The organism is uncultured Granulicatella sp. (assembly GCF_963528195.1).
In the GTDB taxonomy this organism is placed as follows: Bacteria; Bacillota; Bacilli; order Lactobacillales; family Aerococcaceae; genus Granulicatella.
In genome coordinates this window covers 1-11439 of record NZ_CAURVN010000042.1, presented here as the reverse complement: position 1 = coordinate 11439, position 11439 = coordinate 1, and the positions used below count along the sequence as shown (strand labels likewise).

Here is an 11439-nt window from a genome sequence, read left to right as displayed (position 1 = left end):
TAAAAAACACCCCAAAAGTTAGATTTTTCATGTCTAACTTTTGGGGTGCAGTACAAATCAAGTCTTTTCTTTTTTTACAGTCTAGATTATGGTAGACTAAGATTATATGAAAAATGTAATAAGAGATTTTGCATGAAAGATAAGGAGGTTGAAGTATGGCTAAAATTTTAATCATTAATACGGGTGGAACCATCGCAATGAGTGAAGACCATTCTACTGGAAAAGTATCTCCTAATGGAGAAAATCCTTTATTATCGAGTGCGCATTTATTTCATTTAATCGGAGATATTCATACAGAAGATTTATTTAATTTACCTTCTCCTCATATGCAAGAATCTCATATGATGCAATTAAGACAAAGAATTTTAACAGCTGTTGAAGAGGGATATACAGGAGTTGTCGTCACTCATGGAACAGATACTTTAGAAGAAACAGCGTATTTTCTAGAATTAACAACGAATTTATCCATTCCCATTGTGGTGACTGGGGCAATGAGATCAAGTAATGAAATTGGGTCAGACGGTCTAGCGAATTTACGGAGTTCCTTAATTGTTGCAGCTTCTCCAGAATCGAAGGATAAAGGAGTTGTAGTTGTTATGAATGATGAAGTTCATACAGCTACTTATGTGACGAAAACTCATACTACAAATGTCGCAACTTTCCAAACGCCAACTTTTGGACCTCTTGGATTAGTTTCTAAAAGTGAAGTGATTTATTTCCAACGTTTATTAAAACAAGAATACTATCCAATCGAAGAAGTTCAAACGGGAGTATACTTATTAAAAGCTTATGCGGGAATGGATGGACTATTACTCGATGCGCTTTGCGAACATCATGCAAAAGGTGTAGTGATTGAAGCTCTGGGAGCAGGGAATTTACCACCAGCAACATTACCAGCCTTACAAAGATGTATAGAAGCAGGAATCCCCATTGTATTAGTATCTAGAGCCTTCAATGGTGTTACATATGATGTGTATGACTATTTAGGCGGAGGAAAGCAATTAAGACAGTCTGGTGTCATTTTTACAACAGGATTAAGTGGGCAAAAAGCTCGTCTGAAACTAAGTGTTTTATTAAGTTCAGGGAAATCATTAGAAGAAATTGAAAAAGCATTTGCATGCTAGAAAGAAGGATTAGAAATGGTAACAAAAATCGGAAGACGTATTCGTGAATATGAAGGAAAACCAATTATTTATGGATATCCATATGAAGATTTAGTCGCATGGTTTGAAGAACATGGAGAGAAAAAATTCAGAGCAGGACAATTATGGGATTGGTTATATCGTAAACGTGTCACAAGTTTTGAAGAAATGACAAACTTATCAAAAGATTTAATTGCAAAATTAAATGAAACTTTTACATTCCCAGTATTAAATGAAAAAATTAAACAACAATCAACAGATGGTACTCGTAAGTTCTTATTTGAATTAGCAGATGGACTATTAATTGAAACAGTATTAATGCCACAAGAATATGGTTTATCGATTTGTGTCACAACACAAGTAGGATGTAATATCGGTTGTACGTTCTGTGCCAGTGGTATTATTGCAAAACAACGTGACTTAGTCGCTGGAGAAATTGTAGCGCAAGTAATGCATGTTCAACGTACATTAGATGAAGTAGCTCCTGGAGACCGTGTAAGTCATATTGTTGTAATGGGAATCGGGGAACCATTTGACAACTATGATAATGTTATTAAGTTCTTAAAAGTAGTAAATTCAGATGCAGGTTTAGCGATTGGTGCACGTCATATTACAGTATCTACAAGTGGACTTGCTCCTAAAATTTTAGATTTTGCTAAAGAAGGGTTGCAAGTTAACTTAGCGTTATCGTTACATGCTCCAGATAATGATACTCGTTCGAAAATTATGCGTATTAACCGTAAATACCCTATTGAAGTGGTGATGGAAGCTATTAATGAATATATTCGCACAACGAATCGTCGTGTAACATTTGAATATATTATGTTGGATCATGTCAATGATTCTGTGGAGCAAGCACAACAATTAGCCGATTTATTAGCGGATAAGAAACGTTTATCGTATGTAAACTTGATTCCTTATAATAAAGTTCGTGAGCATGATCAATATGAACGTAGTAGTAAGGATCGTGTAGTTGCTTTCTATGATGTATTGAAGAAAAATCATATTAACTGTGTGGTTCGTAAAGAATTTGGTCATGATATTGAAGCAGCGTGTGGTCAATTACGTTCAAGCCAAATGAAGCGTGATCGTGACAGAAAACGTAAGAGCGAAGAAGACAAATAAAAAACGTATAGACTTCCTGTTATAGTAGCAAAAGGACGGCAGCAAACCTTCGGTTTCATGCCTAAACTTCGAGCCTAAGGTCTCGAAGTTTCCAGTAATATCAGCCAACTGTGGCTGATATTACTAATGCTACTATGGGAAGTCTTTCTGTTTTTTAAAACGTACAAATTACATTTTCACCCTCATCTTTCAAGTAGAGATGGGGGTGTTTTTTATAGATTAGTCTATTTTTTTCCATATTAAATAGAAAAAAATTAACTGTTTTATGAGAAAACGCTGTCCTATAATAAAGATACCATCTGATGAGAATAACTGGAGTTAGGAGGGAACGATGAGAAAAAGAGAATTAGTAAAAATTTTAGAAAAAGAAAATTTTGTTTCATTAGAACAATTAGCTAGTAAATTAACAGTTTCTACTAGAACCATTCGAGAAGATATTAAAACTATCAATCAAGAATCTACATCTTTTTATATTAATCGTTCAAAAACTAGAGGTTATTACTTAGTAATTGAAGATATGGATCAATATAGAATGACGTTAGAGGAATGGTCAAAGGAACGTTTTGAAGGTAAAAATAGTAGAATCCATTCGATTATTGTTTTTTTATTATTGAATAATAACTTTGTTACTAATAAACAATTAGCAGAGATTTTCTCGATTAGTATTGGACAGGTGAAAAAAGATACTATAAAAATAGCAGAGCAATTAGAAAGTGAAGGATTATTCTTAGAAAGAAAATCACATTATGGGGTAAAAATTACTGGAAATTTATATGACAAATTCAAACTTTTGGAAAAATATTCTAAAGATTTGCAATCTTATATTGTTGAAAAAATAGAGGAAATTATTACCCCAAAAATTGAATCAGAAATAACACAGTGTACAGTGTTGATATGTCAAGCGTATCAATTAAAAATAGATGGAGAAATAGCTAAGTTAATTCAAAGATGGTTAGAGTTAATATTAATCTATTATCAAGAAAATAGTTTATCTTTAGAAAAGTTGGATATGGAAGAAATTATTGTTATAAGGAATATTTTAAATAAATTTGAATTAATTAAACACTGTGATTCATATTCTTATCTTTTGTATCAATTGTTGTTAGACTATCAATCTAATAGATTATTTCAACAAACAGAATTGAAAACGTTTTTATATACTTTGTATAAAGAAGTGGATAATAAGTTTAATACAAATTTTGTGAATGATATTGATTTTATGCGAATGATTCAGTTGCATATAGCGTTTATGTTAGAGAGAAAACAAGTCAATGATTTCCAGGATAATTTTATTATCAAAACTATGGAAAGAGAATTTCCTGCAATAATGAATGCTGCAATTCTTGTTGTTAAAAGAATTGAAAGTAAGTATCAGGTTGTTATTAATCAGGAAGAAATAGGCTACTTAACTTCTCATATGGCTGTTTCTTATGAAAAACAAAATGAAAGAAGAAATAGAAAATATTACAGAATTGGATTGGTTTGTAGTTCAGGAGGAGGAATTGCACAATTAATGTCTTTAAAATTTACTAGAATTTTTCCAAATTCTGAAATAAAAAGTTTCACAATTTATCAAAAAGAAGAAATCATGGAGTTTAATCCAACCTTATTGTTTTCTATCACACCATTAGATTTAAATATTAATTGTCCAGTTATTCAAATTGGAGAAATATTAGGAGAATTAGATTACTTCAGCATTCAAAATAATCTTGAATTATTAACTGAACTAGGAACATTAGTGGATAGTAACGAAAAGTTTATAGATATGATATCTTCAGAGTATTTTTCAATTAATGATTTTGAAGATTATGAACAATTATTACACCATGTGGCTGGGAAAATAGAAAGTAGCATGAATATTCAAGGGTATGAAAATTCTATTATAGAAAGGGAAAATTATGTATCCACGGTGTATGAAAATGGAATTGCTATCCCTCACCCAATGAATATGAATAGTTCAGAAAATATTATCAGTGTAACTTTATTGCCAAAGCCAATATTTTATAAGCAAAAGAAAATTAAAGTAGTGTTCATGTTAGCTTTAAAATCAGGGCAAGTAGAGTTGCATCAATATCTATCGAAAAAATTATATGGACTAATGCAACATAGATCATTGGTAAATGAGTTGTCAAAATGTCAAAATTTTCAAGAGTTTATAAAATTAATAAAGATATATCTTTAAAGGAGTGAGTTTGATGGATGAACAATTTTTGGGTAAGCTTTCTAATGCAGATGCCTTGGCTGGTGATGAAGAGGAAGTGAGAGACCTTATTAGGAAAAGATTAGCTCATTTAAGATTAATCGAGCAAGTAGATGGATTAGGAAGTATTATTTTTGGGAAAGTTGAAGAAAAGAATACCAAAAGTATTATGTTGTGCGCTCATATGGATGAAGTTGGATTTTTAGTAAGGAGCGTAGATTCTGTTGGTTTACTTCATCTAATGAAGGTAGGTGGAGTACAAAATTATGGGCAATCTTATCAACATATTAGAGTTACAACAAGAGATAGGAAAAAAATACCAGGGATTACATTTGCAGCATATAAAGATAATATTGTTGATTATGTATTTGCAGATGTGGGTGCTAACAGTCAAGAAGAAGTTGACAAAATGGGGATTAATATAGGAGATATGGTTACATTTTCAACGAACTTCCAAAAATATTTAGCAGAAAATATGTATTCTGGGAAAGCAATGGATAATCGACTAGCTTGCTATATTTTATGTTCTTTAGCTGAAAGATTAGAAAATATTTCTTTACCATATAATTTGTATTTTGCATTTACAAGTAGTGAAGAAGTGGGAATTAGAGGTGCTAAAACGGCTACTCAACTAATAAATCCTGATATCGTTTATGTTATAGATGTAGCGACAGCTTCTAATCAATTAATTAGAGACCATTCTAATAAACGCCAGGTAGGAAAAGGACCTATGATTACTTTGTTTGACAGAACTCTTTCACCGAATAGAAAAATGGCAAATCATTTTAGAGATTTTGCATTAAAAAATCAGATACCTCTTCAAGAAGATATGTTCAATATGGGAGGAACTGATGGAGGTGAGGCCCATAAAGTAAATCAAGGTAAACCAACATTGGTAACGATTGTTCCAGTGAGATATGGACATTCTACAACATCTTTGGTTAGTTCAAGTGATGTAGATTTAATGGAAGAGTTATATTATAGATTGTTAAAAGACTTAACGGAAAAAAATATTTATGAATTTGAAAATTTTTAAGGAAGGATGTGAAATACATGAATGAACAAGAAATAATTCAAATTATAGCAAACTCTGGGGAAAGTAAAATGAAATCCTTTGAAGCGTTAAAATGTTTGAAAAATAAAGATTTTAAAAAAGCAAGGGAGCTTCTTAAAGAATCTAGATTTATTGATTTAGAGGCTCATAATGCACAAACTAAAATTATTGCTCAGGCATTAGATCCAGATGCTAAAGATGCAGTTACGTTATTAATGGTTCATGCTCAAGATCATTATATGACTAGCCAACTTGCCAGAGATTTAATTGAAGCTTTAATAGATGTTTTTGAAGAAAACGAGAAATAGGAGGATTTTGTTATTATGAAAATTTTATTATGTTGTGCGGGAGGATTTTCAACAAATATGTTGATGCAAAATATGAAAAAAGTGGTTAAGCAAAGTGAAAAATTAAATGAATCTGATTTTGATTTCACGGCGATACCAGCAGATTCATTAGAAGGAATTGTGGAAAATTGGGATATTGTTTTAATAGGACCACAAATTGCACATAAAATAGATTTTATTCATTCAGTGATTGATCCATTAGATATTCCATGTGCTGTAATTGATAAAGATGTATATGGTCAAATGGATGGAGCGACAGTAATGAAATTAGCTTTAGTAACGTATAAAAAACATCAATTATCAAAACAAAAATAAAAGGGAGTGACTGTGATGTTTGAGAAGTTTTCAGAATTTATGAACCGTTTCTTCTTACCACTTGCACGAAAAGTGGATAATCAACCACATCTTAGTGCTATCAAGGCTGGAATGGTTGCAATGACACCATTTACGATTTTAGGTAGTTTTTTTGCAATTTTACCTGCATTGCCTAATATGTTAGGAGAAGAAAATGCAATTAGTCAATTTATTCTTACTAATGCAGAATTGTTTGATTTGCCGGTGACTCTTTCAATAGGATTAATTGGCTTGTATGCGTGTTTAGCTATTTCTTATAATTTAGGTAAATATTATAAATTATATATTCCAGGTTGTATGACTTTAGCTACATTTGCATTTTTATTTATGGTTGCAACGTTTAACGAACAAGGTCATTTGATGTTGAAAAATTTGGGAGCTAGAGGTTTATTTACAGCCATGTTAGTAGCCTTAGCTACAGTGGAGTTATATAATTTCTGTAAAAAACGTAATTTGACGATTCGAATGCCTGAAGGTGTTCCTGATTTTGTTTCTCAATCTTTTGAACTAATTCCAGTAACTTTAATTGTAGGTGGCACGTTCATTGCTTTACGTTTTGTATTTTTAAATGTTATTGGAGAATTACCTCCAACAATTTTAACACGATTTTTAACTCCGTTAGTAGGTAGTATGGATAATCCTTGGGCAGTTTTATTGTTAAATTTTGCGATTTGTACAATTTTCTTCTTTGGTATTCATTCATCAGTATTTAGCCCAATTACTCGTCCAATAATGGTAGCTTTTATTGCTGAAAACATAGCAGCTATGCAAGCGGGGAAACCACTTCCTCACTTTTATACTGCAGGAACATCAAGTGCATTCTTTGGATTTACAGGATGTGGAATTAGTATTGGATGTATTATAGCTTGTATGCTATCAAAAAATAAAAGATACCAACAAATCGGAAAAGTATCTCTTTTCCCAGCTTTATTTGGTATTAATGAACCAATTTTATTTGGGGCACCAATTATTTTAAATCCTATTATGTTTATCCCTCATGTTTTTGGTGGTGCTATAATAGGAACATTTCCAATGTTTTTAATGCACTGGGGACTTTTAAATAAACCAATTTTTGATCCTCCGTATGTGGGTATTTTCTTAGAAGGATTTTTAACAAATGGGGATTGGCGTACAATCATTGTATGTGCAATACAACTAGTTGCTTCTGTTGCAATTTATTGGCCATTCTTTAAAATTATGGAAAAACAAGATGAACTTGAAACATTAAAACAAAATAATAAAGATATATTCACTAAAGAAGAAGAAAATCTTTTAGATGATTTAGATTTAGATTTTTAGGTGAGTGGTATGGATAAAATTGACAAGATAAGACAAATGATAAAATATAAACAATTGGATGCAATAGTAATTACTAATAAAACTACCAAACAATATTTAGGTGCTGTAACAGGAAGTGGATCTATTTTAGTTATTACATTAGATGAATGCATTCAATTTATGGACGGACGATATCAGAATGAAACATGTATGATTGAGAATGTTGTTAATAAGGTGTTATCTAATCGAGATTATTTTACTCCTATTATGGATTTTTTTAAAAAGAATAATTTCATAAAAATTGGTGTTGAAAATGAAGGAATCTCTATTCAAAAATATTTATTACTTTCTGAGAAGTTTGAAATTCACCAAATAGGAGAAGAAATTGTAAAAATCAGAATGATTAAAGATGAAGAGGAAATTCGTAAAATTCGAATTTCTTGTGAATTAACAGATCAAATTTTATTGCGTGTTTTACCTCAGATTAGAGTGGGTATGACAGAAAAAGAATTAGTAGGGATTATATACAATGAATGTTTTAAAATGGGTGCTGATAGATTGTCATTTGAACCTATTGTAGCGAGTGGTTGGAGAGGATCGCTGCCACACGGAAGACCTACAGATAAAGTTATTCAAAAAGGGGAGCTTGTTACGATTGATTTTGGAATAGTTTTAGATCATTATCAATCTGATATGACTAGAACCATAGGAATAGAATCTGTAGAGCAAGAATTAGAAAAAATCTATAATGTTGTAAAAAAAGCTCAACAAGCTGCTGTTGATTCTGTTAAACCTGGAGTAGTCGCAAACAAAGTAGATGAAATAGCTAGAAATATTATAACTGAAGCTGGATATGGAGAGTTTTTTACACATGGATTAGGTCATGGAATAGGAATTGGTGGAGATTATCCGATGATGAATTCCACTAGTAACACTGTTTTACGAGAAAATATGGTTTTAACTTGTGAACCAGGAATTTATATTCCAAATTTAGGTGGAGTAAGAATTGAAGATGTTGTTTGTGTACTGTCGGACAGAGGAGAAGCTTTAACAAAAAGTGATAAATCATTAATATTGGTGGGATAGAAAATGAGTCAATTTGATAAGAAGTTTGATAGGAGTATCACAGGTACTAGAAAATGGAATCCAGATTTACTTAAAGAAAAAAATCCAATAGGTAATAATATTATTGCTATGGATTTAGCTGATATTGATTTTGAATGTGCTCCTTCTATTAGGGAGGCGTTAGTAAACAGAGCCTTGATGCCAGATTATAGCTATACTTTTGTCCCAGATAGTTTCTATGATGCGGTTATAAATTGGAATAAAAAATATTTTAACTTAGATATAAAGAAAGAATGGGTACGTCTAACTTTCGGGACGATATCAGCGTTGCATAATATTGTCCAAGCATTAACTGATGTAGGTGATTATGTAATGATTCATACACCTGCTTATGCTCCCTTTGCTGAATCTGTAATTCATAATGGAAGAAAATTAATCTGTAACGATTTGATTTTGACAGAAAATCGTTATTATATAGATTTTGATAAAATGGAATCAGACATAATAAAGTATAATGTAAAGTTGTTTATACTTTGTAATCCACAAAATCCCTCAGGGAGAGTCTGGACAGCTCAAGAGTTGAATCAATTGGGAAACATATGTAAAAGAAATCAAGTATATTTGATTTCTGATGAGATTCATCGAGATATTGTATTTCCAAACAGCAAATTTACTAGTCTATGGAATGCGAATGATAATGTGATGGATTCAAGTGTGTTATGTGTATCTCCAAATAAAGGGTTTAATTTAGGAGGATTAAAAACATCTTATATAGTAGTTCCAAATGAAAGTTTGCGAGAGAAGATTTATGCTAGGTTATCTGCAAATTATGTTACCTCTCCACATGTTTTTGCGGTTCCAGCTATAGAAGCCGCATATAGATATGAGCATAAATGGCTAGAAGAAATGGTAACATATATTGAAGGAAATCATAGTTATGTTGAAGATTTTATTAAAAATAATTTACCTAAATTTAAATTGATGAAAGCAGAATCTTCTTTTTTGGCATGGATTTATGTAGGGGATTATTTTGAAACAGAAGAAGAAATTAGTAAGTTCTTTCAACGTGCAAACCTGACAGTAGTATTAGGTAGCTATTTTGTATCTAATGCTGAAGGTTTCGTAAGATTAAATATAGGGATGCAAAGATATAAAGTTGAAGAAGCGTTTAATAGAATAAAAAAAATGTATGATTCTTATAAATAACCCTAATTACCCTCATCTTTCAAGTAGAGATGGGGGTGTTTTTTTACTATTTTCTATAAAGAAATTAAACTTCACAGACGATAAAACGTTTTCAAAGTTGTAACATTTCAATTTTATACGAACAAAAGTTAAAGAGAAATTTAAGTGAATGTTACAAAAAGATGACAAATGTAACAAAAACATACGTTCGTATTGTTTTTCTGTAATCTAACTATCATAAAAAGTCAATTTATTTAAAGAGGCTTAACAAAACGCGTGAAATCAACATTTTGCTATTTTTTCATGTTACAGTAGTTACATCAAATAAAACCGCATTTGGAAATTTTAAGCGGTAGATTCTCGAAATAGTATTTTTAGTAGAGAGTCGGAAAGGATGTTTATGAAATTTACATTAAAGAAGACGGTGTTGGCAACAATCGCAGTAGCTTTTCTAGGAATTTCAGGAATGACAACTTCAACAGCTAAGGCTGATGAATGGGTAGCACGTACTACAGAAGAAGTGAAAGATGAAATTGTTCATAACGATGAAGGGGTACAAGAGTACACAGTAAAATATGGTGATACATTATCTGTTATCGCTGAAGCGATGGATGTATCATTAGATGCTTTAATTCGTGTTAATGATATTCAAAACGCTAACTTAATTTATGCAGGAGCAACGATTAAGTATTCTGCAGATAAACAAGAAGTAGTCGTGAAAACTGAAGAAGAAGAGCATACTTACAAAGTAGAAGATAATACAGAAGTTGTAGAAGTAAAAGCAGTAGAGCCAACTCCGCAAACAGCTACTTCACAAGAAGTACAAACTACTACAGCAGCTCCAGCAGCAACAGAAGGTTATACATTAACAGTTGAAGCAACAGCTTATTCATATGCTGAAGCAGGATTATCAAATTACACAGCAGATGGAACAAACTTAGTGAATGATCCAATGGTCATTGCGGTAGATCCACGAGTAATTCCATTAGGAACTATGGTAGAAATTCCAGGATATGGAGTATTCCGTGCAGCTGATACAGGTGGTGCAATTGTAGGGAATAAAATTGATGTTCACTTCCCAACAGTAGCCGAAACTTATAATTTCGGTCGTCGTACAATTACGATTCGTATTTTAAAATAAGAATAGTCATGAAAGATGTACTGCACCCCAAAAGTTAGACATAAAAATCTAACTTTTGGGGTGTTTTTTTATGAAATTAACTTATGAAGATAAAATAGAAATTTATCAACTAAGAAAACAAGGTGAAAGCTTAAAGAATCTTTCACAGAAATACGATATCGCCGTTTCTAATATTAAATACTTAGTTCGATTGATTGATCGATATGGGATAGAAATTGTTAAAAAAGAAAAAAATCGTTACTATTCACCAGAGCTAAAGCAGGAAATAATGGATAAAGTTCTTTTAGAAGGTCGTTCACAATCAAGTGTATCTATTGATTATGCACTTCCAAATTGGGGTTTACTTTCGAATTGGCTAGCACACTATAAGAAAAATGGGTATACTATTGTTGAGAAAACAAAAGGGAGACCAAGAATAATGGGACGTAAACCAAAGAAAACAATAGAAGAAATGACAGATTTAGAACGTCTTCAACTAGAGAATGAATACTTAAGAGCGGAGAATGCCATTCTAAAAAAGTTGAGAGAACTCCGATTGAAGGAGGAAA

General features: G+C 31.6%; 10 protein-coding genes and 1 pseudogene. All 11 read left to right on the top strand.

Translation table 11 applies throughout. The features are described from left to right. The first annotated feature begins 155 nt into the window (after positions 1-155). A complete protein-coding gene (locus RWR88_RS07635) occupies positions 156-1124 on the top strand; it encodes an asparaginase (RefSeq protein ID WP_314451570.1) in 969 nt (322 codons plus the stop codon). Between the two features lie 15 nt (positions 1125-1139). Continuing rightward, positions 1140-2267, top strand: coding sequence for a 23S rRNA (adenine(2503)-C(2))-methyltransferase RlmN (rlmN, locus tag RWR88_RS07630; protein WP_314451568.1), 1128 nt, complete (start codon positions 1140-1142; stop codon positions 2265-2267). Positions 2268-2598: 331 nt separating this feature from the next. Continuing rightward, a complete protein-coding gene (locus RWR88_RS07625) occupies positions 2599-4449 on the top strand; it encodes a PTS sugar transporter subunit IIA (protein ID WP_314451566.1) in 1851 nt (616 codons plus the stop codon). A gap of 13 nt (positions 4450-4462) precedes the next feature. Then, complete coding sequence (gene ypdE / locus RWR88_RS07620) at positions 4463-5503, top strand: aminopeptidase (RefSeq protein WP_314349690.1); 1041 nt, start codon at positions 4463-4465, stop codon at positions 5501-5503. 17 nt (positions 5504-5520) lie between these two features. Beyond that, positions 5521-5829 carry a PTS lactose/cellobiose transporter subunit IIA gene (locus RWR88_RS07615; protein ID WP_314451564.1) on the top strand — a complete coding sequence of 103 codons (309 nt, stop codon included), beginning with the start codon at positions 5521-5523 and terminating at the stop codon, positions 5827-5829. 15 nt (positions 5830-5844) lie between these two features. Further along, the gene (locus RWR88_RS07610; RefSeq protein ID WP_314349688.1) at positions 5845-6183 is read left to right on the top strand and encodes a PTS sugar transporter subunit IIB; all 339 of its coding nucleotides are present in this window, start codon (positions 5845-5847) and stop codon (positions 6181-6183) included. A gap of 15 nt (positions 6184-6198) precedes the next feature. Beyond that, positions 6199-7521, top strand: a complete 1323-nt coding sequence (locus tag RWR88_RS07605) for a PTS transporter subunit EIIC (RefSeq protein ID WP_314451562.1) — start codon at positions 6199-6201, stop codon at positions 7519-7521. A gap of 9 nt (positions 7522-7530) precedes the next feature. After that, entirely contained in the window at positions 7531-8586 is a 1056-nt protein-coding gene (locus RWR88_RS07600) for a M24 family metallopeptidase (RefSeq protein WP_314451560.1), read from the top strand. A gap of 3 nt (positions 8587-8589) precedes the next feature. Continuing rightward, positions 8590-9771 carry an aminotransferase class I/II-fold pyridoxal phosphate-dependent enzyme gene (locus RWR88_RS07595; RefSeq protein WP_314451558.1) on the top strand — a complete coding sequence of 394 codons (1182 nt, stop codon included), beginning with the start codon at positions 8590-8592 and terminating at the stop codon, positions 9769-9771. Between the two features lie 379 nt (positions 9772-10150). Further along, the gene (locus tag RWR88_RS07590) at positions 10151-10891 is read left to right on the top strand and encodes a 3D domain-containing protein (RefSeq protein WP_314451556.1); all 741 of its coding nucleotides are present in this window, start codon (positions 10151-10153) and stop codon (positions 10889-10891) included. A 70-nt stretch (positions 10892-10961) separates the two neighbouring features. Then, a pseudogene (locus tag RWR88_RS07585) lies at positions 10962-11439 on the top strand (transposase); the annotation flags it as partial.